The organism is Methylovirgula ligni, from assembly GCF_004135935.1.
Taxonomy (GTDB): Bacteria; Pseudomonadota; Alphaproteobacteria; order Rhizobiales; family Beijerinckiaceae; genus Methylovirgula; species Methylovirgula ligni.
The window spans coordinates 1,677,497-1,702,809 of record NZ_CP025086.1 but is presented as its reverse complement, the minus strand read 5'-3'; the positions used below and the strand labels follow the sequence as shown (position 1 = coordinate 1,702,809).

Genomic DNA, 25,313 nt, shown 5'->3' with positions numbered 1-25,313 from the left:
AAACCTCGTTCCAGGTTCGGTAACCGACAATTCTTCGTTGCGACAAAGATGGCCCAACATGCTCCACCCCGTGGCAGCAAGCGTTGTGCCATCGAAAGCGGCGCGATTCTCTCAGGTATTCCGGGTCTCAAGCCCGCGCGGAATAATGCAGCGGCCTCGGTATGTCGGGAAGCTTACATTGCGTGAAGCGGCACAACCGACCGCAAACTCGCGCACCGGAAATAGCGACGCTTTAAAAGCGTTTGATCGGGATATTGTGCTTTCGCAGCGCATAGCCGATCTGGCGCGGCGTCATGTTCAAGAGGCGCGCAGCCTTGGCCTGAACCCAGCCCGCCGTCTCCATTGCATGTACGAGACGATCAAGCTCGTTTGCGTCTTCGGGAAGATCGGCGGGTTTCGGCGCGGCACGAACCGGCCCCGGCGCTTCGCTCACGGAAGGCACGGCCGGTGGAGGAGACGCGGGAGCTAATTCCGCATCGGAGACCGGCGCTTTCAAAATCCGCAGCGGCTCGCGTGTGGACACCAGCCCCTTCCACAAAGTGGCCGAGAGGCACGTGTCGTTGCGACACGCGAAATCGTCGGCGACAATGGCCGCATCCCGCGCCAGTGTCGCCGTCCGCCGCACGCAATTTTCGAGTTCGCGCACATTGCCAGGGAAATAGCAGCTCTCGAGTACTCGCTGCGCCGACGTGGTGAGCGACATATGCGTACCGTGCTCGTCGTTGAAACGGTGCAGAAATTCACGCGCGAGAAGATTGATATCGTCGGCCCGCTCGCGCAAGGGCGGCAGCTGGATCGAGACAACATTGATGCGGTAATAAAGATCCGAACGGAACTCGCCCCGAGAGACAGCCTCTTCCAGATTCTTGTTCGTGGCGAAGACAAACCGCACGTCGATCTTCAGCGTACGCGTGCCGCCGACACGCTCGAACTCGCCTTCCTGCAATACACGCAGAAGCTTTGCCTGGAATGCCGGGGAGATTTCGCCAATCTCGTCGAGGAACAACGTACCCTTGTCGGCGAGCTCGAACCGGCCCTTGCGCTGGTTGACCGCGCCAGTGAATGAGCCCTTCTCGTGACCGAACAATTCGGACTCAAGCATGGACTCGGGAAGCGCGGCGCAGTTGAGTTTGATGAAGGGACCCTTCTTCCGCGGCGAGAGTTCATGCGTCGCGTGAGCGAACAGCTCCTTGCCGGTGCCGGACTCGCCGCGAAGCAGCACTGTCGTATTGCTGCGGGCGACGATCTTGATCTTGTCCATCACATTGCGAATGGCCTCGCTCTGACCGACCACCCCACGCACCTTGACCTCGCGGTCGCCCGTCCCGGCCGTCCCGGACAATTCCTTTTCGAGACGCCGCTGCTCGTCCATCAGACGTTCGCGGTCGCGGCCGATAACATTATGCAGGCGAACGGTCTGGCCGACGAGATTGGCGATCATCACCAGAAAGCGCACATCTTCATCGAGACGGAAATTGGCGCGATTATCCCAAATGCGATCGATCGTCAGCGTGCCGATAACCTTCTCGCGCTCCTTGATCGGCACGCCGATGAAGGAGATACGACAATCAGTCGGCTCGCGCTCCGCCGCATACCATTCCGAAAATAAGGGATTCTTGGCGACATCTTCGATCACGACCGGCATTTTGGTGGCCACGATCTGGCCGATCGCACGCTCCGGCAAGCGCTCGAAATAGGCTTTGGCGTGATCCTCGCTCCAGCCGACGCCGACCACCGCTCGCGGCGCGCCGTCATCGGCAAGCAAGGCAATCATCCCGTGCCGCATTTCGAGAAAGCTCGAGAGCAGCGTCAGAACATTGGAGAGCGTTGCCTCCAGCCGCGCGGGCACCGAAAGGATTTTGGAAATTTCGTAGACGCCGTGCAAAGCCAGCTCGGCGCGGCTCGAGAATGCCGCAGCCGCGTCCGCCAGATTTTTCGCCTGGGCCGAAAACCGCGCGATATCACGTGTCTGGTTGGTCATCGACATAGCATCAATCCTTGCCAGTCTGATGGGCCCCCGAAAGTGAACGTCGAAACCGTCCGCTCCCCAATAGAGAATGTTCGCAGATGCGAGATACAGAGGCAAGATAATTTTGTGCAGATGCACAAAACTCCGACCGGGTGAAACCGCAGCCTCCCGCGCGGAGCAAACGCCACACTGAAATTCGTCATTCCCCGTGCGCCATAGCTGGCCGTCCCGCCGTTTCCGGACCGAAACCAGCCCCAAATCGCCGAAACCGACGCGTCGGCCAACACGCGACGCCCACGCCGGCCCTCAAATCGCCTGCACTCAAGGACAATACTTACCCGAATTTGTAGAGAACGCCGAAGCCGCCGCGCGGATAATTCCACTCGATTTCTCCGGTTTTCGCGGTGAGCACGCGGCAGGTGCCGCACTCGACGCAGCCATCGACGCTGGCCTCGACCTGGCCTTGATCGTTCTGGCTGTAGCAGCCCGCCGGGCACGCATGGGTGAGCGCCAGAAGTGCCTTGGAGGGGACAATGTGGGGGCGCACCTTGATATGCGGGCGCCCCGCATCGACGAGATAGCGATTTTGATAAAGCTTCTCTTCGACTTTTGCTGCGGCGGCAGCTTCCAGCATGATTGTCATCGCCACGCCCTCGCCAGTTTGATTCCGTCATTGATGAGACCAGGCAAGGTCCGTCCCTTGCGAAATGCCGTGAGGATTTCTTTTTCCTTGGTCCGCTTGTCGATTCCATCGACGCGAAACCAGTTGCGGGCCGCCGCATTGAAGAGGCGCGGATAGAGTCCGAAGACCTGCTTGTTGCCATGCAGGAAGTCCGGGATGCCCCGATATTTCTTCAGATCCTTCATCACGAAGGTTGCCTCGAGCCGCCGCCGATATTGGCCGAGCTCCGCCTTCGAACATGGCGCCTGCCGCTCCTTCAGGTCCGCGACCAATTCGCCGGCCATGCGCCCCGTCGTCATGGCCAGATTGGAGCCTTCGCGATGCACCGCATTGACGAATTGGCCGGCATCGCCAACCACGATCCAGCCATCGCCGCAAAGCTCCGGCATCGCCTTGTAGCCGCCCTCCGGAATGAGATGCGCCGCATATTCCTTGCATTCGGAATTTTCGAGAAGCGGTTTGATGCTGGGATGCGCCTTGAAGGCCTCGAGCAGGCCATAGGGCGTCACTTCGCTCTCGGCGAAATCCGAAACGATGCAGCCAATGCCGATCGAAATCGACTCCTGATTCGTGTAGAGGAAGCCGGTCCCCGTCATGCCGGCGGTGATCGTCCCCATCGCCTCGATCACCACGCCTTCATTGCCCTTGAGATTGAAGCGGGCCTGGATGACTTCGGGAGGCAGAAAATGCATTTCCTTGACGGCGAGCGCGACAGTATCGGGCTTCAGCTCCGGACGCAGGCCCGAGCGCTGACCGACAAGCCCGTTCACGCCCTCGGCGAGAACGACGATATCCGCATAGACCGCGCCGCCTTCGCGATCCGTCTGGACTCCGACGACTTTGCCCTTTTCGTCACGCAGTAGCGCGGTAACCGTCGTCTCACAAAGAAGCAGAACGCCGGCTTCGCGCACTTTGCGGCTGAACCATTTGTCGAATTGCGCGCGGATGATGGTGTAGCGGTTTGGCCGCTCCTCGTTGAAGTCATCGGAGCGATGGTGAAGACCCGTATGGGAGGTTTCATCCATGGTCCACAGCCGCTGCTCGATGACGTGGCGCTCGAGCGGCGCATCCTCGCGGAAGTCCGGGATGAGCTTTTCGAGCGCATTGGCGTAGAGGATCGCGCCCTGCACGTTCTTCGAGCCCGGATATTCCCCGCGCTCCAGTTGCAGCACCTTCAGTCCGCGCTTGGCCATCGTATAAGCGGCGGCATTGCCGGACGGACCGGCACCGACGACGATCGCATCGAAACGTTCCTGTGCCATCCGCTCCTCCTTAACTCGCAAGCCGATTGACCGCGAGACGGGCGCGAAACACCTCCGTCAACGCGGGCAGAAATTCAATGGCGTCGGCGATGACACCGAGATGCGCAAACTGGAAAATCGGCGCATTGGGATCGGTGTTGATGGCCAGGATCGTGTCGGCCCCCTCGACACCGACGCGATGCTGGATCGCGCCCGAGATGCCGGCCGCGATGTAGAGCTTCGGCCGAATCGTCTTGCCGGTCTGGCCGATCTGCCGGTCGGATGAAATCCAGCCCTTCTGCACAAGCGGCCGCGAACCGCCATATTCAGCGCCAAGCACCGCGGCGAGATTTTTAACGAGCTGGAAATTCTCCATCGAGCGCAGGCCGAGACCACCGGCGACCACGATATCGGCATAGGCGAGCTGCACCTCGTCCGAATGGCGATCGGCGACGAATTGCACCACCTTGGTGATGATGTCGTCTTCCGCGAGGTTCAGCGGATGCTCGATGATCTGCCCGGTCCGGCCCGGCTCGCGCGCCGGCAGCGCGAAGACGCGCGGCCGCACCGTGGCCATCTGCGGGCGATAATTCAGCGTCAATATGGTGCACAGCAGGGAGCCGCCAAAGGTCGGCCGCGTCGCCGCCAGCGAGCCTTCCTCGTCAATAGCGAGTTCAGTGCAATCCGCCGTGAGCCCGGTGAGGAGCGTCGTCGCGACCGAGCCGGCAAGATCGCGCCCGAGGTTGGTCGCACCGAGAAGCAATATCTCCGGCTTGTAGGTGTTCACGATATCGGTGACCGCCTTGGTGTAGGCCTCGTTGCGATAGTGCTCGAGCGCCGGATCGGCCACGATATAAGCGCGGTCGGCACCGTGCTCGAAAATCGCCGCCGCGACGGCAGCATTCGTCGCCCGATCGCTGCCCAGGACAACGCCGGCGAGTTCAACACCACGCTTGTCAGCGAGCTTGCGGCCCTCGCCGAGAAGTTCAAGGGAAACGGGGTGAATGGCGCCCATCTCGCTCTCGATGACGACCCAGACGTTCTTGTAGGCCTTGAAGTGCTCCGGCAGCTCTTTCCGGGTACCGGCACGGCCGGAGGACGCTGGGGGCTTTTTCTCTGCCTCTGTCATGTCTCGCTCTTTCGCCGAAGTTAGGGTCCCGCAGAGAAACGAATCAGATCCTCTTCAAGCTTGGGCCGGCGCTTGAAAATTGCCTTCGTCGTTGCCTCTGCGAGCTCTTCCATGGACTGGTCCGCCGTCGCAATCTGCAGCGCTTTTTCGGCGCGCGGCGGCGGGGCGAACACTTTCTTGACGATCGTCGGGGACCCCTTGAGGCCGCATTTCGCGACCTCAGTGATCCCGGCGTCCGCCGCACTCCACGTCACAATTTCCTGGCGCGACGCCCTCAAGGCGTCGTCGATGGTCCCGCGCCTGATCTCGTTGGTGCCTTCGAGCATCGTGATCAGGACGGGCAGCTTGGTCGACAGCGTCTGCATTCCGCCTTCGGCGCGTCGCTCGACGACGATCTCACCTTCGGCCGGCTTGATCGCGACGATCTTCGCCACATAAGTAAGCTGATTGAGCTTCAGCCTTTTTGCGATGCCGGGACCGACCTGCGCCGTGTCGCCGTCGATTGTCTGCTTGCCGGTGAAGACGACACGAGGCTCGCCGAACTCGCGGCCGATCTTGCTCAGCGCGGCGGCGAGTGCAAAGCTCGTCGCCAGCGTGTCGGAACCGGCAAAGGCACGATCGGTCAACAAGACAGCACGATCGACGCCGAAGGTCAGCGCACGGCGCAGGGCATCCTCGGCCGCCTGCGGTCCCATGGTGAGCACGGTGACCGTGCCACCGACCTTGTCACGCATCCGCAACGCCTCTTCGACCGCGAAAAGATCGTAAGGGTTGATGATCGTCGGCACGCCCTGCCGCATGATCGTATTGGTGACCGGATGCACGCGAATTTGCGCGCTGTCCGGAACCTGTTTGATACAAACGACGATGTGCATCTTCGTTATACCTCTTTTCCGGCCGCGAGCGCCGTCATCTGCACGAGGGGCTTGACGGGCTTCGGCGCGATCGCGTCCTTGTGGACTTTGAACAGCCGCTCCTTGAGCGGCGAGGATTCGACGAAGTCCTGATAGGCTTGTTCGAGATGTTCCTTGCACAGCGCTTTGATCGCCGCGTCATCAAGCGCCTCGAAAGCGCCGTCGATCTGACTGCCCTTGATGTACTGGCCCATGCGCCGCAGGATGTGCAGCCGCGCGACGTGTACGATCTCCGGCTCGAACGGCACGTCGAGATAGACGAAGAAATCTTCCGCCGCCGAGAGACGTTCAAGGTCCTCAAGCACGCTCATGAACGAAACCCTCCTTCGTAGCGATTCCCCTGACACGTTTCGGCCGGCGCGGTCGCAGCATAGAATTCGAGCAGCTCAATATCGGTGACGGCGCGCTTCTGTGCGCCTGCGCGTACGCGGATCTCTTCAAGCACACGCCGCGCCCGGTTCTTGTCCACATCCAGGCCCAGGCAAGCGAGCGCATTGGTCACGGCCGCCATGCCCGAATGTTTTCCGAGCACGATCCGGCGCTTGCGCGCGAACCAGGTGGGATCGAGCGCCTCATAGGCGCCAGGGTCGCGCAGAAGACCCGAAACATGAATGCCCGATTCATGCGCGAAGACGGCCGACCCCACGATTGCCTTGGCAGCCGGGATAGGCCGGCGCGATGCCGCGGAGACAAGATCGGCAAGTTCAGTCAGCCGCGTCAGATCGATGCGCGTCTTGAACCTGGCGGCGGCACACAGCGCTGCCGCAACCTCTTCTAGCGCTGCATTGCCGGCCCTTTCGCCAAGGCCGAGCATGGTCACGCTGGCATGCGTCGCGCCGCCGCGCACCGCTGCCAGCGTGTTCGCCGTCGCGAGGCCCAGATCGTCATGGCCGTGGAATTCGAGCGCCAGATCGGTTTCCCCGCTGAGCTGCCGAAACACCTCGCAGGTCTGAAATGGATCGAGCACGCCGAGCGTATCGGCAAAGCGGAAGCGATAGGCACCGACCTCCGCCGCAGCCGCGACGACTTGGCGAAGGAAATCGAAATCCGCGCGGCTTGAATCCTCGCCGCCGACCGAAACCGCCAAGCCGCGTTCACGCGCATAGCCCACCACGCGGCGCAGGCGCGCCAGAACATCCTGGCGGCGGCAATTGAACTTGGCGCGGATTTGCCGGTCCGATACGGGCGTCGAAAGATTGACGCGAGAAACGCCGCTTTTCAGCGCCGCATCGACATCGGCCTCCCACATCCGACACCAGGCGGTCATCGCCGCTCTGCCCACGACGCCGCGCACTGCTACGATCGAGGCGATTTCCGCCTCGCCCATGGCAGGCGTCCCGGCCTCGATCTCATCGACGCCGCAGGAATCGAGCAGAGCCGCGATCGCAACCTTCTCCTCGATCGTGAAGGACACGCCGGGCGCCTGCTCCCCGTCACGCAAAGTCGTGTCGTTGAGGTAGACAGAGGGGAGAATTGGCGAAACAGCGACCATGATATCTCACACGAAACTTGATGCGAGTTCGTCAGTCTGCGAAGGCTGGTGCGTCCAGTGCGCAGACATGCCGCGCAGCTTTAGGATGATCTGCGGCATGGATTCCAAGACGCGATCAATTTCCTCGCTCGTTGTCTCGCGCGACAAAGAGAATCGGACGACACCTTGCAAGGCGCTCGCAGGAACGCCCATCGCTTTGAGAACATGCGACGGCATGGTCGAACCCGCAGTGCAAGCGGAGCCCGACGAAGCGGCAATGCCGGCGCGATCCATATTGGTCAGAATCGCTTCGCCATCGAGATGCTCGAACGCGATGTTGGAGGTGTTGGGCAGCCGGTTGTCGAGATCGCCATTGACAAGGCAATGACCGATCTGTTGCACGATGCCCTGTTCGAGCCGGTCGCGCAGTTTGCGCACGCGGCCCAATTCCTCTTGAAAGCGCTCCGCCGTCAGAACTGCGGCCTTGCCGAGGCCAATGATGCCAGGCACGTTCTCCGTGCCGCCACGCCGTCCGCGCTCCTGGTGGCCGCCGCGAATGAGCGGCTTGAACTTGACGCCCTTGCGCACATAAAGCGCGCCGATTCCCTTCGGCCCGTGCAGCTTGTGGCCAGAAAGCGACAACATATCGATCCGCGTCGACTTCAGATCAATCGGCAGTTTCCCCACCGCCTGCACCGCATCGGTATGGAACAGGGCGCCCGCGGCGTGCGCCACCTCGGCGAGTTCGGAGACCGGAAAAATTGTCCCGGTCTCATTGTTCGCCCACATGATCGAGACGATAGCGGTGCGCGGCCCCAAAAGACGCTTGTAGGCCTCGATGTCGAGGCGCCCGCGCGCGTCGACATCGATATAATGAACCTTGATGCCGCGGGTCTTTTCGAGGTGGCCGACGAACGCGAGAACCGCGGCATGCTCAACCGTCGTCGTGATGATCTCGTCGCGACCGTCTTGTGTCTCGAGCGCCGAAAGAATCGCGCTATTGTCGGACTCCGTCCCGCCGGAGGTGAAGACGATCTCCGACTCAGCCGCCGCGCCGAGCAGATTCTGCAGCGACTGACGCGCCGCCCGCACCGCCGCCGCGACCGGCGCGCCGAAGCTATGCTGAGAGGAGGCGTTGCCGAAAAACTCGGAAAAATACGGCAACATGTCCGCGACCACGCTGGGGTCGGTTCGCGTCGTCGCATTGTTGTCGAGATAAATCGGTCGCATGGCCGGCGTCCTCAGTGCGGAGCCTTGTAGCCGGGGGGCGCCGGCACGACGCGCATGAGAACGCCAAGCCGCTCAACGATCTTGGCCTGGATGCCCTCGATCGTCATGCTTGCCAGTTTGCAGAAAACGCAAGCGCCGGTCATTCTCACGACGATCTTGTTGCCGTCGATGCAGAGGAATTCGCAATCGCCGCCATCGCGCTTCAGGTTCGGGCGAATCTCGTCCAGAACCTCTTTTATGATCGCGATGCGTTCCGCGCCCGCGTCTGTTGCATGCGCGATGGACGGGATGGTTTGTTCCGGCTCGGCCAGCATGGTTCTTAATCCGGTTTGAAGAGACAGGGCGACGGACGCAGCCGCCGCGTCAGTTAAACGACTTGCCGCAGGAGCAGCTCGCCGTGGCGTTCGGATTCTCGAAAGTGAAACCGGACCCTTCGAGCGCGACCACGAAATCGATGGTGGCGCCGGCAAGAAGATCGTGGCTTTTGTTGTCGACGAAAACCCGCACGCCATCATGTTCGATGACCGTGTCGTCGATGTCGGCCTGGTCTACGAGGCCCATCATATATTTGTAGCCGGCGCAGCCGCCCGCCTCGACCATGATGCGCAGACCACCGACAGGTCGGCCCGCTCCGGAGATGGCGTTGCGAACCGCGTTCAATGCGCTGTCAGTCAAGTTGATCATTGCCTGTCCCTTTACTGTCGGGGAACATCCGATGATCAAGTCCGCAAGTCCTGTGCCACGCATTAAGACATTGATATATTGTGACTTTATCGTTCCACACTGTTCGGTATGCGACGTATGTCGGGTTTCCGACAGACGGCTTTCCCACGGCCATCCGCGGGCTTGCTTTGAGTTGAAATAATTCGCAACGCCAAGGCCGCCATTTGGGCCTCTATTCCGCGCCGAGCGGCTCGACCGCTGCGATTTCGTGCTCGCCGTGGTCGAGACCACGGAAGATCGCGCAGCGCTTGAAGACGGCAAGGTCGGGCGGGACTTTGCGATGATGGCAATATTTCGCCACGAGCTTGGCCAAGCCTTTGATATCGCGCCCGCTCGCCGCGGGAAAAAGCTCCACCAGCTCGCCGATCAGCTTCGGTGCGACGCTGAGCGCGAATTGGTCGCTCATCACACGCCAGATCTTGCCGCGCGCTTCGGCGTCCGGCGGATAGAATTTGATGAGTGCGATACAGCGCGAGATGATCGCCTCATCAATATCGTCGATCCGGTTCGTCGTCAGGAAGAGCAGCCCGTTGAAATATTCGAGCACGCGGAGAAAAACGCCGACGACGGCGTTCATGGTGATGTCGTTGTCCCGCCGCTTGATATAGACATCCGCCTCGTCGATCAGCATCACCGCGCCCCAGCGCTGCGCCCGGGTCAGTGCGTCCTTCAGCGCGTTTTCCATCGCCGCGACACTGAGGCCAAGCTGGCCGGAATGGACGCGATAGAGCGGCCGTTTGATGATCTCGGCATAGACTTCCGCTGTCAAAGTCTTGCCAACGCCGGGCGGCCCGGCGCAGAGCACGGTCGTTCCGCCGGACTTGCCGGCGACGATATCGTCCATCAGCACGTCCATCTCCGCGGTCAATATGTCGATGAGGTCTGTCTGCTCCTCGGGCAAAACAAGCTTGGTCTTGAGGTCCGGCTGATAGACATAAGGCGTAATGTCGTCGACATGCACCCAGACATGATGATGCAGTTCGAGGTGAAACATCAGAATATAGGCGTGGATCGGAATCTTGCTGAACACGCCCTTGGCGATCGCGGCCTGGGATTCCTCCACTTCCTCCTCGGCGTTGTAGAGATTGCTCTTGGCGGCCTTGCGCAAATATTGGCCAAGAACGTCGCCGGTGAGTTCGAGCGTCAGCGCACGGGTGGTGAGAATGCTTTCGTCATTGACGAGCCGCGCCGCCCCGCCGCTCGATGAGAGCACGATGAGGTCCTTGCGCGACCAGTCGATGTCCCGATGCGAGGAATTGGGGTCCTCGGCGAAAAAGCCAGTCCCCCTGCCGGAGAACTGGTCGCCATATTTTCCCCGCCAGGCAAAATAGCGTTCGACCGCAGCGTCATAGGCGGTGATAAGCTCCGGCGTTTCCTTGAGAAATCCCTTCGCCAGGAAAAGCTCCGCCACCGTCTTGCCGACGACATCGCCGGCCGAAATCCGGATCGTCGTGGAGGTGATCGCGCCCTTGGCATTGGCCTTCAGCTCGACGAAGACGCGGCCCGCCTCGTCGTTCGCCGGCGGCGTGTAATCGAGACGGCTGACGACATAAGGCAAGGAACGCCCCGCCGCCGTCGCGGTGAACATCCAGCCACGGATCGCATCGCTCGCGAGATAGCGCACGATCACCGGAAGAACGGATTCGAGATCCCCTTCGCCGAAGCGAACCGCCGTGTCGTCGAAGGCGCGCCGCAGCGTCGCAATATGCGCCGCACGCGCCTCCATCGCGGGGCCTGCCTTCACATAGAGGTCATGCAGAAAAGCGCGGGCATTGGATTCGAGCTGGTCGAAGGAAAGTTCAACCTTGTCGCTGAAACGCAATTGCTCGGCGTAAGGCGCCAGCGCCGGAAAACTGGCGATCATGGCCTCGATATAGGGTCGCTCGATCTGAAGTTTGATACTCATTTGCTTTGCTCGCGAGCTACCTCGGTGCGACCGGCTAGCATCATTCGCGCCACAGGCGCGGCAGATCATTTGCATAAGACGAGGCCAGGCCATTCTGGCCGGTGACGCCACTCTGGGAGACATTTCCTTGACGACAATTAATGAGACCGCTCTCGGGCCATTGGAAAAAGAAGGGCGGTTATTGAACGCCATATTGAAAGGCGAGACGACGAAGCCGAACCGCTTTGGCTTCCGCGGCGATATCGCCCTGAAATGGCAGGAACAACTTGCCGACGAAAAGCGGCCGCCCGACTTCTCTCTCGAGGGCATACTCACGATCGCGCAGCAAGGTGAGCCGACCATCCCGGTTCTTGTCGGCTACATCCATTCTTTTGCTTATCTGGAAAATGTCGTGGACGTGCTCGGCAATCTGCTGAGCCCGGATGGCGTCTATCTGATCTACGCCAACAACATCGATATCCTGGCGAAATATCAGATGACCTACAGGAGCATTCCGTTTGCCGTCCTTCCCTGCGACGAATCCACCGTCTGGAAGGAGACAATCGATCTTCTCGGCATCGACAAGAATGACATCAGGAAGCTCGATACCGCCGGCAAGCTCGATTACGTCCTTGACGAGCTCGCGGAATATAAGTTCGATTTCACACCGACGACCTTCGAGGATGTTCTCGCCAAGGCGGGACCGATCAAGAATCGCAACGAGAACCGTCCCGTCTGAGGAGTTCAGGTCTCGTTTTCGTCCGAATCGCAGAGGCGGGGTTCGTCTTCCTCTTCAGCCAGTGTCACGCCGGTCACGCAAATATCGTTATCGAGAACTTGCAGGGCGACGGGCATCAGTGCCCGTCCCTTGCATGGCCCTTCCAGACACGCCCCGGTGCCAAGTTCGAACAGAGCGCCGTGCTTGCCGCACATCAGTCTGATTCCGTTCGGATCGAAAAACTGATTGGGCTCCCAATCGAGGTTGACCCCGTCGTGCGGGCACCGATTGACATAGCCGAACACTTGCCGCCCCCATCGCACGACGACGATGTGAAACGGCTTTGTCGCGCCATCCTCATCGACGCGGAGAAGGTGGAAGCTCCGCGCCTTCTGGCTTGGGATGTCGTTGAAGCTGCAGATCGCATAAGCAATGTCGGGATCGGCCTGCGTTGCGCTCATTCGGGAACACTCACTTCTTGTCCGCTGTCTCGCTTTCACTCCCGCGAAGCTGCCGCCGCCGAATTTCAAATTCAGACGCCAATGCGTCCTTGCAAAATTCGCGCTTCTTCCCGTGGGGGAATGGCACGAAACTTGAAGTTTGCAGGAAAAGTCATTCGCGGAGATTGCTATGAATGTTTCATCGGCTTTTGCTGGCCAGAGCCTCGACGAGATCAAAGCGGCCCTCGACGGCGGCACTTTGACGATTTATTCGGTGGCGCGGCCGTTGACGGCCGACCACGCCGTTGATCGCAGTGGCGTACTGGCGACCTTCACCTTCGCTTCGCCAGCGTTCTCCGAACCGCAAGATGGACTTGAAACTCCTGTTTTCGTTGAGGCTTCCGTCCTTGGCGCGCATGATGGAACGCCGGGGTTCGCACGCGCGAAGAAGGCCGATGGCACAGTCGTCGCCGATTTTTCCGCCGGCCCCGGGGCACGCGAAATCAAATTCGCTGAAGTTTCGATTTCCCCGGGGGCGCCGGTGAAAATCGTCCGCTTCCAGATCCTGCCGGACGGCAGTTGGCCGGAACGGCCGGAATATTACGACACGCATCCGCGCGTCGGCTTTCCGATGCCCGCCAACCCCTGAGATCGTCGGACCAATGTCCACATCTCAACATTTGTCCGATTTTCGACAGGGAAATAGGCGCTATGAGTTTTTCGGATAACAGCGCGCTTGTGCAGACCGATTGGCTCGCGGAGCATCTCGCTGACCCGGGTCTGCGCATTCTCGACTGCACATGGCACCACGTCAGCACCAATCTCGACGGCCGCACGCAATATCGCGGGCGCCACCTGCCGGGTGCGGTGCATTTCGACATCGACCACGTCTGCGATCCTTCGAGTCCCCTCCCGCATATGCTGCCGAGCCCCGCAGATTTCGCCAAGAAGGTCGGGCTTCTCGGGATCGGCAGCGAGGATCGTATTGTGGTCTACGATCGCGCGTCGGGCGGTTCTGCCGCGGCGCGCGTGTGGTGGATGTTCCGCGTCTTCGGGCACGAAAATGTCGCGGTGCTCGACGGCGGCCTCTCCAAATGGTCGAAGGAAAAATTGCCGGCCGAAATGACGCCGGTGCGCCCGGAACCGAGGGCTTTCGAGGCGGCTTATAATTCCGCGCTCGTGCGCGGCTTGGATGACATGAGCGCCAATCTCGCGACCCGCGCCGAGCAGATCGTCGACGTGCGCGAAGCGGCGCAATTTGCCGGCGTGAAGGACGATGTTTTCGCGAGCCAACGCCGCGGCCACATTCCCGGCTCGGTGAATGTTCCCTGCAGGGACCTTCTCGATCCGGCGAGCGGCGCCCTTCTTCCCAACGAAGCTCTTGCGGCCCGGTTTGCCGCCGCCGGCATCGCCTCGACAAGCCGATCGTCGTGGCCTGCAGCTCCGGCATCGCCTCGGGACTTGCGGCGCTCGCGCTCTATCAGCTCGGCCACAAGACTGCGGCTGTTTATGACGGAGGATGGGCGGAATGGGCATCCGCACCGTCGACGCCGGCCGTTGCAGCCTGAGGCGCCCTTACATGAGCATAGCACCTTCGCAACTTCACATGATCGCGGGAGGCAACGAATATGAATTGTTGTCCACGCCAGATTCATCGATCTTCGCGTTGCGCTTCAAGCTGGAGAATATGACGGCGCATCTCGAAGGCGAAGACGCGGCGCGCTTCCGTCAGGATTATGCGATACTCCGCCAGCAATTTCCGGCTTGGAAGGCGGACCAGACCTTGGCACAACTTTGGGATCAAGGCGGCTACAGCTGGCTTGCCTCACAAGAGGGACGATGAGCATGGCACGCGCGCTCGTGAAGATAACGCAAGATGGCCGCAAACTTGAGGTCAACGGCCTCGCCGTCACGCTTGACGGCAAGCTCGAAGCTGTCGATCTCATGGAAGTGACAATCCACCCGAACCGGAGCGCGATCATCGCGGTGATGCCGGAGGCAACTCATATGGCGGGCCGGGTCGCCTTGACCCGTGAAGAAGCGCAGATCGTCCTTGATACCTTCAAAGAAACTGAGGCTGAGATTCTCGCCAATCCTGTCGCCATTCAGGAGCGGTTCCGGATCGCCGCGACCCACCGGGCGCGGACCGAAGGCATCGAATGATCCGGCCTTCCGGGCCGGTCACATTCATCTTAAAGGGAAATTGAAACGAGCTGCTGCCCGTTGCGGACACGCGCCAATAGCCCCTCGCCGTCCTCAAGCCCGAAGCAATTGAGGAAATCGTCGCAATCGGAGCAGACGGGCGCTGTACAAAAGCCGAAGCCCTCGGTTTGGCAGATCAGTCGATAGAGGAATTTCTTCCACTTCATGTCCTGCCGATTTTTCTCTGCAAGAGACGGAAACTTGCGGGCCATGAGCTGCGAAAGCTCGGTGCGGTTGCGCAATCCAAGATCCTGCCACAAGTGATGCGGCCGCGCGCAACGCCGCGCGACCATCGCCGCGTAAGCGCGCGCGAAGGGTGTGCCGCACCTCGTATACATGAGAAGAAGATTGCGCAGACTTCCTTCCTCTTCCCCAATTTCGAGCGCAATGTGCCGTCCGAATTTGTGCAGCGTCGGCGCGGCAGCGGGAAAGAATGCGTCGGCGACGTCGACGAACTCTGTTCCATCAAGGCCGACGCCCTCACACAGCGTCCGGTTCTCCGTCTCGGCCTCATCTAGCGCGAGAGCGAAAATCGAGGCGACGACGTGGATGTCAAACGAGTCCGCCCGCGATGCGGCAGACGCCTGGATCAGCCAGTGATAAGCGTCGCCGGCGTTCATCACACGCCCGCGGCTTCGGCCGGCGCAGTACCGTGCGTCTGGCACTTTGTCGGGCAGACGCGCGCGCAAGCGCCGCAACCGATGCACGCGCCTTCGTCGTTCATTACCATGATCTTCTTTTCAATCTCGTCGTCCTCATCGTCGTCGCCGGAGAGATCGACAAGGCCGCCCTCATCGTTGAGGCCCTTAAGGATCATGACCTCACGGCCACATACTTTGTAGCAGCGGCCGCAGCCGATACAGGTCTTGGCATCGATCGCGATGAGGAAATCGGGCTGCCAAGCGCGGCCGTCGCGCGTTGCTTGTGACATTGGATTAGGTCCATCAGTCCGGAGCGGCATGAAACACTTTGAAACGGCCTCCGCTCGCAGCCCGCTCCAGTGATATTATCGAGGTGAGCGGATCACGCCGCCTCCGCGACCTTGAGCTGGCCGCGCTTGGCTTCGAGCTCAACGAAGGCGTCATGAGCCTTCTGCGCCGTCTCGAGGATCAGATGCGCGTTCACCGGCAATTCCTCCGAGAGATCGTGAAGATCCATCTTCGCCTGCATGGCGCGCGCCGAAAGTTTCTTGATCTCCGCCTTCAATGCTTCCACGTCGCTCATCTCTGCCCTCAATATTTCGCCACGTCAGGGAATTTCTCGATCATCTCGATGCCGGATTTGACGTATTTTTCGCCTTCTTCGGCCAGCTTGCCGAAATTGTCGAAGCCGAAACGATGCACGTCGCGAAGCTGCTTGTTGACGACAATCAGGCGGCCGCCAATCAGCGCCATGCGTCCGAAGCCCTCGTGATGGATCTTGAGCATCGGCGAGATCATGACGCCCGTCGCCTTCTCGATCCGCAGACAAATGGCGTTGAAGAAGAGTTCCAGCCGCCAGATTGTCTCCGGATCAGGATCGCCGACAATCGGCAAGGCGCGGCGCTTCTCTTTGTCAACGACATAGGGTTCGAGCAACTCCGCGTCGCTCTTGGTGTCCCATGTGCCGTGGGTGTCCTGCGCCCGCCAGACTTTGGCGAGTTCGCGCACGAAGGGCGAGTCGAAGCCCGCGGGTGTTTCCAGGATTGCCTCTGCCATTTTCCTCACTCAATCTTCAAAATCGAAACTGCGTTCCTTGCCCTTGGAAAGCGCCTTGCGCAGCCACGGCGGGGGCGATCCTTTCAGAACTTCTTCGAGCTTCAGCAGGAGATCGTCGATGGCCTCCGGCTGTGAGACCTTCATCGGATGGATATTGGCGGCGACGACACGCGCGGCGCCGGAGCCGCCAATCGCCGCGACGTAAAGGATGGCGCAATCCCTGATCGCATCGATCTTCGGCGCGAGCTTGTCCTCGTTACCGTCTTCCCTCAAATCGCCGTCGAATTCGATCGCCTCGACGAATTCATGGCCTTCCGGCCCGATCTCGTAGATCGCGATATTCTTGGCCCAGCCGAAATGCGCATCGACGCGTTTCATGTCCTGGGTCGCAAAGGCAATCTTCATCAAGTTCCCCTGTCTCTTCGCCTAGTGAGCGATGACGGAATTTGCGGCATGTCCGCCGTCGCGCCAGGTTTCCGGCGTCGGCTCGTGATTATTCTCATGGTCTTCGATGATGAGATTGCTGACCGAGAAGATCAGCGTGCGCGTGCCGCGATAGCCGACTGTCGTCTGGTGCCCGGCGCCGAGCCGGTCGAACATCGGGATACCGACACGATAGAACGGAATATTGAGCCGCGTGGCCGCCTGGCGCCCATGCGAATGGGTGACGAGCAGGTCGCAGCCTTTATCGCCGGCCAGTTTTTCGAGATCTTCGAGATCGCCGATCAGAACATCTTCCGCCGGCAGCCGCTCCAGAACCGGCGATTGTGTCGTCGTCACCGCGGCGTCGATATGCGCCCCCATTTCGTGCAGCAGGCTGCCGACATCATAGAGCAAATCGGGTTCGGCTCCGATCGCCAGCTTGCGCCCGCCGATATGGAAATGGCCGTCGAGCATGGCGTCGACAAGCTGGCCCCGCTGGCGGCGATATTTCAGCGGCACGGGACGCCCGCTAATCTCGCTTAGAAAGGCCATGAACTCATCGTTCGGCGCGAGGCCGCAAAGGCGCTCGAAGACGCGGAACGGCATGCCGGTCTTGCGCTGCATGGCCTCTGCGGCCCGGCGCATTTGTGCGCCGATGGCAATCGTCCACGAGGCATAGCCCATCGCCGCCACGTCCTCGACGCCGATTCCGCCAATGGTCGTCGGCGTGAATTCGTCCGGGATATGGCCATCCAGCGAGCCGCCGAGATCGGGCAGGAACGCGGGCTCAAGCCCGAAGTCTTCGATGATCGTGCGCAATTCATCGATGTCGCCTGGCGTCATATGGCAGCCGGGCAGGACATTCACGCGGGCGGGATCGCGCCGGGTCTGCGTCTTCGGTGCTTCAACCAGCACGTCGACGATCCGCGCGACGGTCTTCTCCCAACCGTCCTGGAAAGCGTCCTTGAAGTCCGGCGTAGAGACATAGACGATCGGCAGGTCTTTGACCTCGGGATGGTTCTCCCGCACCAGCTTGATAAAGCCCTCGACGTCGTCGCCCTTCGTCTCAGTGACGCCGGTCGAGCAGATGCCGATGATTTCCGGCTTGGCGCGCTTATGGATATTGAGGATCGCCTGCTCGACATTTTCGTAACCGCCGAGAACGGTCGCGACTTCGCTCATCGCGGTCGTCTGAAGCGGGATGGCCTCCTTGAAATGACGCACGAACAGCACGAGCCCGAATGACGTGCAGCCCTGCGATCCGTGCAGCAGAGGCATCGCCCCACGCAGGCCCATGAAAGCCAGCGCCCCGCCAATCGGCTGGCTCATCTTCAGCGGATTGACGGAGCAGGCCTTCTTCCCGAGCGTTACCTTCGCCATCGGCTTCTCACTCCGCCGCGACGGCGAGGGGCACGGCCGCTATATCCGCGAAAATCTCCTCAATCCGCTGGCTGCACGCGCCGCAGCCACCCGAGGCATGGGTATGTTCCCTGACGCCATCAACGTCGGTAAGGGTGTGCGCCCTGATGGCATCCTCGATCGTGCCGAGATCGACGCTCTTGCAATGACAGATTTTCTTCTCACGCCGCGCCGCTTCCGCCGCGACCGGATCGACCGCGAGCGCCGCAGCCTCGGCCTCCATCTGCCGCATGGCGCGCGCGCGCCAATTCTCGCCTGCCTTCTCCCACGGCGCCGGGCGGCGGACCTGCTCCCACACGGGATTGTAAAGCGCCTTGTCGATCTCGGCGACGAGCGTCACCATGCCGACATAGCCCATATAAGCGTTGTGGCGCTCCTGGTTGATATCGAGCCAGGGCATCATCGCCTTCAGCGCGATGAATTGCGAACGCCCGCCGGAAAGCATGATGTCCGCCTTGGCCTCTTTCAGCATTTTGTACATTTCGCGCGGCGTCATGTCGTCGATCATATGAGCGTCTTGGCCCATCAATTCCTTGATGCGCTCCTTGTCCTCCTTGGTCGACTTCTTGACGCTGGTGCCGACGAGATCGAGTCCGGCTTCCTGCAGCGCAGCCACGACAGACCATGACTTGACGCCGCCGGTGATGAGCAGAACCCGCTTGCCATTAAAGCGCGGCTTGTATTTGGCGATCGCCGCCCAGGCCTTGGCCTCCTCGCGCGCGATGACGATCTCGATGCGGTCGAGAAGCTCCGCCGGCGCGCCGCGCGCAACAAGCAACTTGCCGATCTCCCGCAGCGAGTCGCTTGTGTCCTCGATCCCGTAGAACGAGCCCTCGAAAAACGGGATGGCGTAACGCTCTTCCATTTTTCGGGCGACGTTGATCATCGCCTTGGAGCAGACCATCATCGCTGCCTTGGCGCGATGCGAGGAGGCAACCTCTTTGTATTTCCCGTCACCCGAAATGCAGGCCAGGATACGGATGCCAAGCTCATCGAAAAGCGGCTTAACCTGCCAAAGTTCGCCGGAAAGATTGTATTCGCCGATAATATTGATGTCGTAAGGCGTCGTATATTCTGGCTCCTCCGTGCCGATCACGTGTTCAAGCAGAGCTTCGCCCGCAAGCTTGTTGCCGAGGTTTTTCGAGCCGACAAAGCCCGGCGCATTGACGGGGATGACCGGCTTGCCGAACTTCTCGCGGGCGGCCTTGCAGACAGCGTCGATGTCGTCGCCGATCATCGCCGGCACGCAGGTCTGGTAAACGAAGATCGCCGGCGGATCGTAGCGCTCGATGATCTCGCGCACGGCCTTGAAAAGCCGTTTTTCGCCGCCGAAGACGACGTCCGTCTCGTTCATATCGGTTGTAAAACCGGTCCGCCAGATATTCGAGCCGGAGGATTTCGCGCCGCGATTGTCCCAGGAATTGCCCTCGCAAGCGATGGGGCCGTGGACAAGATGCGCGACGTCGGTCAAAGGCTGCAAGGCGATCTTGGCGCCGTCGAAGGCGCAGCCACCCGCAGCGCCGCCCGGCTGCAATTGCTTGGTACAGCCCTTCTTACGCTCGGCCTCGGACTTGTTCGCGTTCTTCCCGCAGCCAGGTTCATTGAAGACATCTTGAATCGTGGCTGAGAGAGAACTCATGCGTTTCTCCTAAATTCCAATTCCTGACTGCGGCACGCCCATCTCTGTGTGCGCGCTGCCGCGCTGGCAGCGCGCATCTCCATTTTTAGCGAATAATGTCGAAGCTGTAGTCCGTCTTCGACGGAACGTTGGTATTGGCATCGATCGATTCGAAAATCCGGTCGAGAATCCAAACCAATACGTTCAAGCCGCCTTGATAGCCCCACACCGGGTAGCGATGGTGGTGGTGGCGATCGAAGATCGGGAAGCCGATGCGGATCAGCGGCGTGCCGGTGTCGCGCTCGAGATATTTGCCATAGGTGTTGCCGATGAGGAAATCGACCGGCTCGGTGAACAGCAGCGAGCGCATGTGCCACAGATCCTTGCCGGAATAGACGTGACAATCCTTGCCGAACGGCGAGCTGTCGAACAAAGCCTGCACCTTCTTCACCCAGCGCGGATTGCCATTGGTGGCGAGAACATGCGTCGGCTCGGCGCCAAGCTCGAGCAGGAAACCCGCAAGGCCGAGGCAAAGATCCGGATCGCCGTAGATCGCGAACTTTTTGCCGTGGATGTGAGCGCTCGAATCGCCAACGGCGTCGACCAGCCGGCCGCGCTCTTTTTCAAGCTCCAGTGGAATCTCCTTGCCGCTGATCCGCGCGATCTCCTGCAGGAAATGATCGGTGGCCGCGACGCCAATGGGATGATTGAACGCGACCGTCTCCTGTCCATGCGCAGCGATAACCGGCAGAGTCTTCTCGGTGCAGAATTCCTGCATCGAGAGTGTCGCCTTGGCGTGGACAGCGTTGGCGGCATCTTCGAGCGTCGTGCCGCCGTCATACATGCGGAATTCGCCGTCGGTCGGCGTATCCCACACATCGCTATTGTCGCCGAGAATCGTGTACTCAACGCCCATGAGGCCGAAGATTCGCTTGATCTCCCGCAGGTTGCCGACCGTATAGCCGTCAAAACCGCCGAGGAAGTTGATTTTCTGGTTGGCCTGACGCTCGAGCTTCGGCGCCGTGCCGGCCTTGCCGTTCCAGAAATGCTCGACAATGCCCTTCATCACATTGTCGTAGCCGGTGATATGACTGCCGACGAAAGCCGGCGTATGCGCGAAGGGAACGTCGAACGCCTCCGGCACCGACCCTTTTTCCTTTGAGGTTTTGATGAAGGCATTGAGGTCATCGCCGATGACTTCCGCCATACAGGTCGTCGAGACGGCTATCATCTTCGGCTTGTACATCGCATAGGTGTTGGCGAGGCCGTCGATCATATTGTTGAGGCCGCCGAACACTGCGGCATCTTCCGTCATCGAGGAGGAGACGCAGGACGTCGGCTCCTTGAAATGCCGCGAGAAGTGCGAGCGATAATATGCGACGCAGCCCTGCGAGCCGTGCACAAAGGGAATCGTGCTCTCGAAGCCGACAGCCGCGAACACCGCGCCAAGCGGCTGGCACGCCTTGGCGGGGTTGACCGTCAACGCCTCGCGCGCGAAATTCTTCTCGCGATATTCCGGCGTCTTGGCCCATTCGCGAATACGCTCGACCTCGGCGGGATCCTGCGGATTCTCGAACATCCGCTTCTTGTTGGCCAGCATCTGCTGGTATTCCGGACCGCGGAAAAGCTCGAAGTGGTCAAGAACGTTATCGGCATTCTGAGTCATGATAGGCCCTCTGAAACCTTTTGAGTTGGTCACCCGGGCCGCTGCTCGGCCGCCCGGGTGACGATCGTTTATTCGGCAGCGATCAACGTCTGGCGCGGCTGGACCTTCCAAGGCGCCTTGGCCATTTTCCAGATCGGCGCATTGATCGCCATATCCATGTCACGCGCGAAAATGGCGAACCCGTCATAGCCGTGATAGGGGCCGGAATAATCCCAGGAGTGCATCTGCCGGAACGGCACGCCCATCTTCTGGAAGACGTACTTTTCCTTGATGCCCGAGCCGACCAGATCCGGCTGGATCTTCTCGACGAACTTCTCGAACTCGTAGCCCGTCACATCGTCATAGATCAGCGTGCCATCCTTCACGTAATGCTGGGCGGTGCGCTGATAATCGTCGTTGTGGCCGAACTCATAGCCCGTGCCGACAACCTCCATGCCGAGGTCCTCGTAAGCGCCGATCACATGGCGCGGGCGCAGACCGCCGACGAAGAGCATGACCGTCTTGCCTTCGAGGCGCGGACGATATTTGGCGATGACCGCATCCATCAGCGCCTGATATTTGGCGATGACGCGCTCGGCGCCTTCCTTGATCTTGTCGTCGAAGAAGCTGGCGATCTTGCGCAGCGATTCGGCGATCTTGGAGGGGCCGAAGAAGTTATATTCGCACCACGGAATGCCGTACTTCTCTTCCATGTGACGCGAAATGTAGTTCATCGAGCGGTAGCAGTGCAGCACGTTGAGCTTCGCCTTCGGCGTCGCCTCCAGCTCTGCCAGAGTGCCGTCGCCGGACCATTGCGCGATGACCCGCAGGCCCATTTCCTCGAGGAGGATGCGTGACGACCAGGCATCGCCGCCAATGTTGTAATCGCCGATAATCGCGACGTCGTAAGGCGTCGATTCGAACTTCGGCGGCGCGTTCGGATCGAGCTTGTCGAAGACCCAATCGCGGATCGCGTCGTTGGCGATGTGATGGCCGAGCGACTGCGAAACGCCGCGGAAACCTTCGCAGCGAACGGGCACGATCGTCTTGCCGCCATATTCTTTCGATTTGACTTTCGAGACCGCCTCGATGTCGTCGCCGATGAGCCCGATCGGACATTCCGACTGAACCGAGATGCCGTGGTTTAGCGGGAAAAGCTCCTGGATTTCGTCGATCAGCTTGGTAAGTTTCTTGTCGCCCCCGAAGACGATGTCTTTTTCCTGAAAGTCCGACGTGAACTGCATGGTCACGAACGTGTCGATGCCGGTCGTGCCGATGTAATAATTGCGGCGTGCAGCCCAGGAATATTGGCCGCAGCCCACCGGGCCGTGGCTGATGTGGATCATGTCCTTGATCGGCCCCCACACGACACCCTTTGAGCCGGCATAAGCGCAGCCGCGGATCGTCATGACGCCAGGGATGGACTTAAGATTGGACTTGACGCCGCAATCGGCTTTGCCGCCCTCCTGCACGTTCAGGTGCTTGGCGCGGCGCTTGGCGGTCTTCTCCGGATAAACGGACAGAACCTCTTGTATCAATTCCTTGTTGCGAGCCTTGATCTCGGCAACGGTTTCAGTTTTTCCTAGGCTCATTTTGACACCTCGTTCGCCTATCCGATCGCATCCCGAGGCCGGCCTCTCGCGAGGGAGAGGCCGACACGTTTGGAGCAGTTATTTAGACGGCCGCAAGTTCCGCGGCAGTCTTGCCGACTTCGCTCTCGTCGACGTGCTTCATGATGCCGTGCTCCATGAGCATGTCTTCAAGTTCATCCATCGTGATCGGAGTCGGGATGATGCCATTGCCGCGATTCGCGTGGACCTTGTTGGCAAGGTTGCGGTAATGCTGGGCCTGCTGAGATTCAGGCGCATATTCCAGCACCGTCATGCGGCGCAGTTCCGCGTGCTGAACGATGTTATCGCGCGGCACGAAGTAGATGAGCTGCGTGCCAAGCTTCGCGGCCAGGCTCTCCGCCAGCTCAAGCTCCTTGTCGGTCTGGCGCTCGTTGCAGACCAGCCCGCCCAGGCGCACGCCGCCGGAATTAGCGTATTTCAGAATCCCCTTGGAGATGTTGTTGGCCGCATACATGGCCATCATCTCACCCGACATGACGATGTAGATTTCCTGCGCCTTGTTTTCGCGAATTGGCATCGCGAAGCCGCCGCAGACAACGTCGCCAAGAACGTCGTAGGAAACATAATCAATGCCCTCGTAGGCGCCGTTCTCCTCGAGGAAATTGATGGAGGTGATAACGCCGCGGCCGGCGCAGCCGACGCCCGGCTCCGGGCCGCCCGACTCGACGCAACGAATGTCGCGGTAGCCGACTTTCATGACCTCTTCGATTTCGAGGTCCTCGACGCTGCCAGCGGCAGCGGCCAGGCTCAGGATGGTATCCTGCGCCTTGGCGTGCAGGATAAGACGGGTCGAATCCGCCTTGGGATCGCAGCCGACGATCAGAATCTTGTGCCCAAGCTCGGCGAGAGCCGCGAGCGTGTTCTGGGAGGTCGTGGACTTGCCGATGCCGCCTTTACCGTAAAACGCGATTTGTCGAAGTGCCGACATGTAGGTTCTCCATAAAACCAATGCCAATGACGACCGCGCCACCCGGCGCGTCTGTTCTGTCAGAAACTGGCGCGTTATTTACGGGAAGGAGTGCATCGCTCGTCAGCGCGTCGGCGTGCACCCAGCCCTCACTCACCATTCCGCACGCATTGGGTTTGCAACGGGTGTGCCAGCGTGAAATGAACTTGTAAGTAACTGTTTTTAAATTCACATTTCAATTTGTTTGGAAATTTCAGGAGCTGTGTCGAACACGACAGCGTCGGTTTCCTCTGTAAGAAACAAGACAAGATCGGGCCCACGCCGGCCGCAGCGAAACGGAGTTCTCCGGATCGAATTTTGCCGCTTCATCCATGCCGGGAACGGAATTTGCAGCAACGTGCAGCGGACCGGATTGGTCATTGTGACTTGCTGGCGAGGCAACATATGCAGATAGGTGTTGAGACATCCAAGGCCGTCGATCAGCGACGGGTGTTCGTCATAGATCAGGATGAAATCGTCCGCGCCGCGCTGCAATTCATGTTGCACGATGAAATCGAGACGCATGAACTGGCGAGCCCCGAGGAGGCTTATACAAAAGGTGTCGGCTGGCTGGCCCCGCACCTTGTTCTGCTCGGCGTTGGCTTCGTCAAAGAACGCGGCGCTACGCTGATCCCGGAGATTGCCGCAAAATTTCCCGGTGTGCGGATTCTCATCACTTGCGACAAAAGCCAGGAAGCCACAGCGGTCGAGGCTCTCAAGGCGGGTGCACACGGCGCCGTCGTCAAGCCGCTAACGCTCGAAGCTGTCCGCAAGAAGGTCGACACGGTTCTCGGACGTGGCGGCGCGGCGCCGCTGATCCAGCTCGGAACTTTGTGAGCGCCCGCGGAATGGCAAAGATCGTCTTTTTCCAAAAGCCCGGCTGCGGGACCAATGCCCGTCAGAAGCTCGCGCTTGAACAGGCCGGCCATTCGGTCGAGGCACGCGACCTGCTGCACGAGGGCTGGACCGCCGAACGGTTGCGCGGCTTTTTCGGGAGTCTTCCCATCGCCGCCTGGTTCAACCCGGCCGCGCCGAAAATCAAATCCGGCGAAATCGATCCCGCCCGGCTCGAGGCGACGGCGGCGCTTGGCTTGCTGGTCGCCGAGCCGCTGCTCATCCGACGCCCGCTGATCGAAACGGACGGCAAGCGTTGCGCCGGCTTTGACAATGATGTCGTCGCCGAGTTGCTCGGAAGCGAAGGCGGCCGCGTCGGAGACGATTGCTCGCGCCCGAATCAGACGCCCTGCCCCGACCCCGCGGCGGCAGCCGGCCCAGGCGCCTGATCCGTCACACCGGCGCAACCCACGAATGCAGAGATTGGCCAATCCAA

The 25,313-nt window shown here is 60.4% G+C and carries 30 protein-coding genes; 7 read left to right on the top strand and 23 right to left on the bottom strand.

Going from position 1 to position 25,313, the window contains the following annotated elements:
- Window positions 1-232 precede the first annotated feature (232 nt).
- The 11 genes from nifA to CWB41_RS08130 form a co-directional block, all read right to left on the bottom strand.
- The gene (gene nifA / locus CWB41_RS08180) at window positions 233-1,987 is read right to left on the bottom strand and encodes a nif-specific transcriptional activator NifA (RefSeq protein ID WP_245411096.1); all 1,755 of its coding nucleotides are present in this window, start codon (window positions 1,985-1,987) and stop codon (window positions 233-235) included.
- Between the two features lie 316 nt (window positions 1,988-2,303).
- On the bottom strand, window positions 2,304-2,603 hold the full coding sequence (locus tag CWB41_RS08175; RefSeq protein ID WP_115835445.1) for a ferredoxin family protein: 300 nt from the start codon (window positions 2,601-2,603) through the stop codon (window positions 2,304-2,306).
- A 5-nt stretch (window positions 2,604-2,608) separates the two neighbouring features.
- On the bottom strand, window positions 2,609-3,913 hold the full coding sequence (locus tag CWB41_RS08170; protein WP_115834751.1) for an FAD-dependent monooxygenase: 1,305 nt from the start codon (window positions 3,911-3,913) through the stop codon (window positions 2,609-2,611).
- Between the two features lie 10 nt (window positions 3,914-3,923).
- Window positions 3,924-5,021 carry an electron transfer flavoprotein subunit alpha/FixB family protein gene (locus CWB41_RS08165; protein WP_115834752.1) on the bottom strand — a complete coding sequence of 366 codons (1,098 nt, stop codon included), beginning with the start codon at window positions 5,019-5,021 and terminating at the stop codon, window positions 3,924-3,926.
- 20 nt (window positions 5,022-5,041) lie between these two features.
- Complete coding sequence (locus tag CWB41_RS08160) at window positions 5,042-5,896, bottom strand: electron transfer flavoprotein subunit beta/FixA family protein (RefSeq protein WP_115834753.1); 855 nt, start codon at window positions 5,894-5,896, stop codon at window positions 5,042-5,044.
- Window positions 5,897-5,901: 5 nt separating this feature from the next.
- On the bottom strand, window positions 5,902-6,246 hold the full coding sequence (gene nifW, locus CWB41_RS08155) for a nitrogenase stabilizing/protective protein NifW (protein ID WP_115834754.1): 345 nt from the start codon (window positions 6,244-6,246) through the stop codon (window positions 5,902-5,904).
- The gene (nifV, locus tag CWB41_RS08150; protein ID WP_115834755.1) at window positions 6,243-7,427 is read right to left on the bottom strand and encodes a homocitrate synthase; all 1,185 of its coding nucleotides are present in this window, start codon (window positions 7,425-7,427) and stop codon (window positions 6,243-6,245) included. The genes nifW and nifV overlap by 4 nt, the downstream gene beginning before the upstream one ends.
- A gap of 6 nt (window positions 7,428-7,433) precedes the next feature.
- Complete coding sequence (gene nifS, locus CWB41_RS08145; protein ID WP_115834756.1) at window positions 7,434-8,636, bottom strand: cysteine desulfurase NifS; 1,203 nt, start codon at window positions 8,634-8,636, stop codon at window positions 7,434-7,436.
- 11 nt (window positions 8,637-8,647) lie between these two features.
- Window positions 8,648-8,950: a NifU family protein gene (locus tag CWB41_RS08140; RefSeq protein ID WP_115834757.1), complete on the bottom strand. Its 303-nt coding sequence runs from the start codon at window positions 8,948-8,950 to the stop codon at window positions 8,648-8,650.
- A gap of 49 nt (window positions 8,951-8,999) precedes the next feature.
- Window positions 9,000-9,320 carry a HesB/IscA family protein gene (locus CWB41_RS08135; protein ID WP_115834758.1) on the bottom strand — a complete coding sequence of 107 codons (321 nt, stop codon included), beginning with the start codon at window positions 9,318-9,320 and terminating at the stop codon, window positions 9,000-9,002.
- Between the two features lie 211 nt (window positions 9,321-9,531).
- Entirely contained in the window at window positions 9,532-11,223 is a 1,692-nt protein-coding gene (locus CWB41_RS08130) for an AAA family ATPase (RefSeq protein WP_181902943.1), read from the bottom strand.
- A gap of 169 nt (window positions 11,224-11,392) precedes the next feature.
- On the opposite strand from CWB41_RS08130, the gene CWB41_RS08125 reads away from it, so the two are divergent.
- A complete protein-coding gene (locus CWB41_RS08125; protein WP_115834759.1) occupies window positions 11,393-11,983 on the top strand; it encodes a hypothetical protein in 591 nt (196 codons plus the stop codon).
- Between the two features lie 5 nt (window positions 11,984-11,988).
- Here the strand turns inward: CWB41_RS08125 and CWB41_RS08120 are convergent, their stop codons facing one another.
- A complete protein-coding gene (locus CWB41_RS08120) occupies window positions 11,989-12,423 on the bottom strand; it encodes a Rieske (2Fe-2S) protein (RefSeq protein ID WP_115834760.1) in 435 nt (144 codons plus the stop codon).
- 169 nt (window positions 12,424-12,592) lie between these two features.
- Between CWB41_RS08120 and CWB41_RS08115 the strand changes: the two genes are divergently transcribed.
- The 4 genes from CWB41_RS08115 (at window position 12,593) to CWB41_RS08100 (ending at window position 14,565) form a co-directional block, all read left to right on the top strand.
- Window positions 12,593-13,051, top strand: a complete 459-nt coding sequence (locus CWB41_RS08115; protein ID WP_115835447.1) for a hypothetical protein — start codon at window positions 12,593-12,595, stop codon at window positions 13,049-13,051.
- Window positions 13,052-13,113: 62 nt separating this feature from the next.
- Complete coding sequence (locus CWB41_RS08110) at window positions 13,114-14,034, top strand: sulfurtransferase (RefSeq protein ID WP_425373440.1); 921 nt, start codon at window positions 13,114-13,116, stop codon at window positions 14,032-14,034.
- Between the two features lies 1 nt (window position 14,035).
- The gene (locus CWB41_RS08105) at window positions 14,036-14,245 is read left to right on the top strand and encodes a hypothetical protein (protein ID WP_245411158.1); all 210 of its coding nucleotides are present in this window, start codon (window positions 14,036-14,038) and stop codon (window positions 14,243-14,245) included.
- Window positions 14,242-14,565, top strand: coding sequence for a hypothetical protein (locus CWB41_RS08100; protein WP_425373899.1), 324 nt, complete (start codon window positions 14,242-14,244; stop codon window positions 14,563-14,565). The genes CWB41_RS08105 and CWB41_RS08100 overlap by 4 nt, the downstream gene beginning before the upstream one ends.
- 29 nt (window positions 14,566-14,594) lie before the next feature.
- Here CWB41_RS08100 and CWB41_RS08095 read toward each other — a convergent pair whose 3' ends face one another.
- The 11 genes from CWB41_RS08095 to CWB41_RS16165 all read right to left on the bottom strand — a co-directional run bounded on the left by CWB41_RS08095 (window position 14,595) and on the right by CWB41_RS16165 (window position 24,508).
- Window positions 14,595-15,224: a nitrogen fixation protein NifQ gene (locus CWB41_RS08095; protein WP_115834762.1), complete on the bottom strand. Its 630-nt coding sequence runs from the start codon at window positions 15,222-15,224 to the stop codon at window positions 14,595-14,597.
- Entirely contained in the window at window positions 15,224-15,535 is a 312-nt protein-coding gene (gene fdxB, locus CWB41_RS08090; protein ID WP_115834763.1) for a ferredoxin III, nif-specific, read from the bottom strand. The genes CWB41_RS08095 and fdxB overlap by 1 nt, the downstream gene beginning before the upstream one ends.
- 92 nt (window positions 15,536-15,627) lie before the next feature.
- Window positions 15,628-15,828, bottom strand: a complete 201-nt coding sequence (locus CWB41_RS08085; RefSeq protein ID WP_115834764.1) for a CCE_0567 family metalloprotein — start codon at window positions 15,826-15,828, stop codon at window positions 15,628-15,630.
- An 8-nt stretch (window positions 15,829-15,836) separates the two neighbouring features.
- Complete coding sequence (locus tag CWB41_RS08080) at window positions 15,837-16,301, bottom strand: NifX-associated nitrogen fixation protein (RefSeq protein WP_115834765.1); 465 nt, start codon at window positions 16,299-16,301, stop codon at window positions 15,837-15,839.
- A 9-nt stretch (window positions 16,302-16,310) separates the two neighbouring features.
- Window positions 16,311-16,706, bottom strand: a complete 396-nt coding sequence (gene nifX / locus CWB41_RS08075) for a nitrogen fixation protein NifX (RefSeq protein WP_115835449.1) — start codon at window positions 16,704-16,706, stop codon at window positions 16,311-16,313.
- Between the two features lie 21 nt (window positions 16,707-16,727).
- Window positions 16,728-18,104: a nitrogenase iron-molybdenum cofactor biosynthesis protein NifN gene (gene nifN / locus CWB41_RS08070; RefSeq protein WP_115834766.1), complete on the bottom strand. Its 1,377-nt coding sequence runs from the start codon at window positions 18,102-18,104 to the stop codon at window positions 16,728-16,730.
- A gap of 7 nt (window positions 18,105-18,111) precedes the next feature.
- Complete coding sequence (nifE, locus tag CWB41_RS08065; protein ID WP_115834767.1) at window positions 18,112-19,782, bottom strand: nitrogenase iron-molybdenum cofactor biosynthesis protein NifE; 1,671 nt, start codon at window positions 19,780-19,782, stop codon at window positions 18,112-18,114.
- A gap of 85 nt (window positions 19,783-19,867) precedes the next feature.
- Window positions 19,868-21,427, bottom strand: coding sequence for a nitrogenase molybdenum-iron protein subunit beta (gene nifK, locus CWB41_RS08060; protein ID WP_115834768.1), 1,560 nt, complete (start codon window positions 21,425-21,427; stop codon window positions 19,868-19,870).
- A 68-nt stretch (window positions 21,428-21,495) separates the two neighbouring features.
- Window positions 21,496-22,998: a nitrogenase molybdenum-iron protein alpha chain gene (gene nifD / locus CWB41_RS08055; protein ID WP_115834769.1), complete on the bottom strand. Its 1,503-nt coding sequence runs from the start codon at window positions 22,996-22,998 to the stop codon at window positions 21,496-21,498.
- Between the two features lie 82 nt (window positions 22,999-23,080).
- Window positions 23,081-23,965 carry a nitrogenase iron protein gene (gene nifH / locus CWB41_RS08050; protein WP_115834770.1) on the bottom strand — a complete coding sequence of 295 codons (885 nt, stop codon included), beginning with the start codon at window positions 23,963-23,965 and terminating at the stop codon, window positions 23,081-23,083.
- A gap of 207 nt (window positions 23,966-24,172) precedes the next feature.
- Window positions 24,173-24,508: a hypothetical protein gene (locus CWB41_RS16165; RefSeq protein ID WP_165203863.1), complete on the bottom strand. Its 336-nt coding sequence runs from the start codon at window positions 24,506-24,508 to the stop codon at window positions 24,173-24,175.
- Between CWB41_RS16165 and CWB41_RS08040 the strand changes: the two genes are divergently transcribed.
- Window positions 24,389-24,820 (top strand): response regulator, encoded by a 432-nt coding sequence (locus CWB41_RS08040; protein ID WP_115834771.1) that lies wholly within the window; start codon window positions 24,389-24,391, stop codon window positions 24,818-24,820. The two genes, CWB41_RS16165 and CWB41_RS08040, sit on opposite strands and share 120 nt — an antisense overlap.
- A gap of 11 nt (window positions 24,821-24,831) precedes the next feature.
- Window positions 24,832-25,266 carry an ArsC/Spx/MgsR family protein gene (locus CWB41_RS08035; protein ID WP_115834772.1) on the top strand — a complete coding sequence of 145 codons (435 nt, stop codon included), beginning with the start codon at window positions 24,832-24,834 and terminating at the stop codon, window positions 25,264-25,266.
- Window positions 25,267-25,313 lie beyond the last annotated feature (47 nt).

Bases quoted from the DNA above. Each gene is read 5' to 3' on its own strand.
- CWB41_RS08175 (WP_115835445.1), bottom strand. From the start codon at position 2,603: ATGCTGGAAGCTGCCGCCGCAGCAAAAGTCGAAGAGAAGCTTTATCAA.
- CWB41_RS08035 (WP_115834772.1), top strand. From the start codon at position 24,832: ATGGCAAAGATCGTCTTTTTCCAAAAGCCCGGCTGCGGGACCAATGCC.
- CWB41_RS08080 (WP_115834765.1), bottom strand. From the start codon at position 16,301: ATGGCAGAGGCAATCCTGGAAACACCCGCGGGCTTCGACTCGCCCTTC.
- CWB41_RS08095 (WP_115834762.1), bottom strand. From the start codon at position 15,224: ATGAACGCCGGCGACGCTTATCACTGGCTGATCCAGGCGTCTGCCGCA.
- CWB41_RS08135 (WP_115834758.1), bottom strand. From the start codon at position 9,320: ATGATCAACTTGACTGACAGCGCATTGAACGCGGTTCGCAACGCCATC.
- nifW (WP_115834754.1), bottom strand. From the start codon at position 6,246: ATGAGCGTGCTTGAGGACCTTGAACGTCTCTCGGCGGCGGAAGATTTC.
- nifN (WP_115834766.1), bottom strand. From the start codon at position 18,104: ATGGCGAAGGTAACGCTCGGGAAGAAGGCCTGCTCCGTCAATCCGCTG.
- CWB41_RS16165 (WP_165203863.1), bottom strand. From the start codon at position 24,508: ATGCGTCTCGATTTCATCGTGCAACATGAATTGCAGCGCGGCGCGGAC.
- CWB41_RS08165 (WP_115834752.1), bottom strand. From the start codon at position 5,021: ATGACAGAGGCAGAGAAAAAGCCCCCAGCGTCCTCCGGCCGTGCCGGT.
- CWB41_RS08130 (WP_181902943.1), bottom strand. From the start codon at position 11,223: ATGATCGCCAGTTTTCCGGCGCTGGCGCCTTACGCCGAGCAATTGCGT.
- CWB41_RS08140 (WP_115834757.1), bottom strand. From the start codon at position 8,950: ATGCTGGCCGAGCCGGAACAAACCATCCCGTCCATCGCGCATGCAACA.
- CWB41_RS08115 (WP_115835447.1), top strand. From the start codon at position 12,593: ATGAATGTTTCATCGGCTTTTGCTGGCCAGAGCCTCGACGAGATCAAA.
- CWB41_RS08110 (WP_425373440.1), top strand. From the start codon at position 13,114: ATGAGTTTTTCGGATAACAGCGCGCTTGTGCAGACCGATTGGCTCGCG.
- CWB41_RS08160 (WP_115834753.1), bottom strand. From the start codon at position 5,896: ATGCACATCGTCGTTTGTATCAAACAGGTTCCGGACAGCGCGCAAATT.
- CWB41_RS08040 (WP_115834771.1), top strand. From the start codon at position 24,389: ATGCAGATAGGTGTTGAGACATCCAAGGCCGTCGATCAGCGACGGGTG.
- nifD (WP_115834769.1), bottom strand. From the start codon at position 22,998: ATGAGCCTAGGAAAAACTGAAACCGTTGCCGAGATCAAGGCTCGCAAC.
- nifV (WP_115834755.1), bottom strand. From the start codon at position 7,427: ATGGTCGCTGTTTCGCCAATTCTCCCCTCTGTCTACCTCAACGACACG.
- nifE (WP_115834767.1), bottom strand. From the start codon at position 19,782: ATGAGTTCTCTCTCAGCCACGATTCAAGATGTCTTCAATGAACCTGGC.
- nifK (WP_115834768.1), bottom strand. From the start codon at position 21,427: ATGACTCAGAATGCCGATAACGTTCTTGACCACTTCGAGCTTTTCCGC.
- nifX (WP_115835449.1), bottom strand. From the start codon at position 16,706: ATGAAGATTGCCTTTGCGACCCAGGACATGAAACGCGTCGATGCGCAT.
- nifA (WP_245411096.1), bottom strand. From the start codon at position 1,987: ATGTCGATGACCAACCAGACACGTGATATCGCGCGGTTTTCGGCCCAG.
- CWB41_RS08120 (WP_115834760.1), bottom strand. From the start codon at position 12,423: ATGAGCGCAACGCAGGCCGATCCCGACATTGCTTATGCGATCTGCAGC.
- CWB41_RS08100 (WP_425373899.1), top strand. From the start codon at position 14,242: ATGAGCATGGCACGCGCGCTCGTGAAGATAACGCAAGATGGCCGCAAA.
- nifS (WP_115834756.1), bottom strand. From the start codon at position 8,636: ATGCGACCGATTTATCTCGACAACAATGCGACGACGCGAACCGACCCC.
- nifH (WP_115834770.1), bottom strand. From the start codon at position 23,965: ATGTCGGCACTTCGACAAATCGCGTTTTACGGTAAAGGCGGCATCGGC.
- CWB41_RS08085 (WP_115834764.1), bottom strand. From the start codon at position 15,828: ATGAGCGACGTGGAAGCATTGAAGGCGGAGATCAAGAAACTTTCGGCG.
- CWB41_RS08170 (WP_115834751.1), bottom strand. From the start codon at position 3,913: ATGGCACAGGAACGTTTCGATGCGATCGTCGTCGGTGCCGGTCCGTCC.
- fdxB (WP_115834763.1), bottom strand. From the start codon at position 15,535: ATGTCACAAGCAACGCGCGACGGCCGCGCTTGGCAGCCCGATTTCCTC.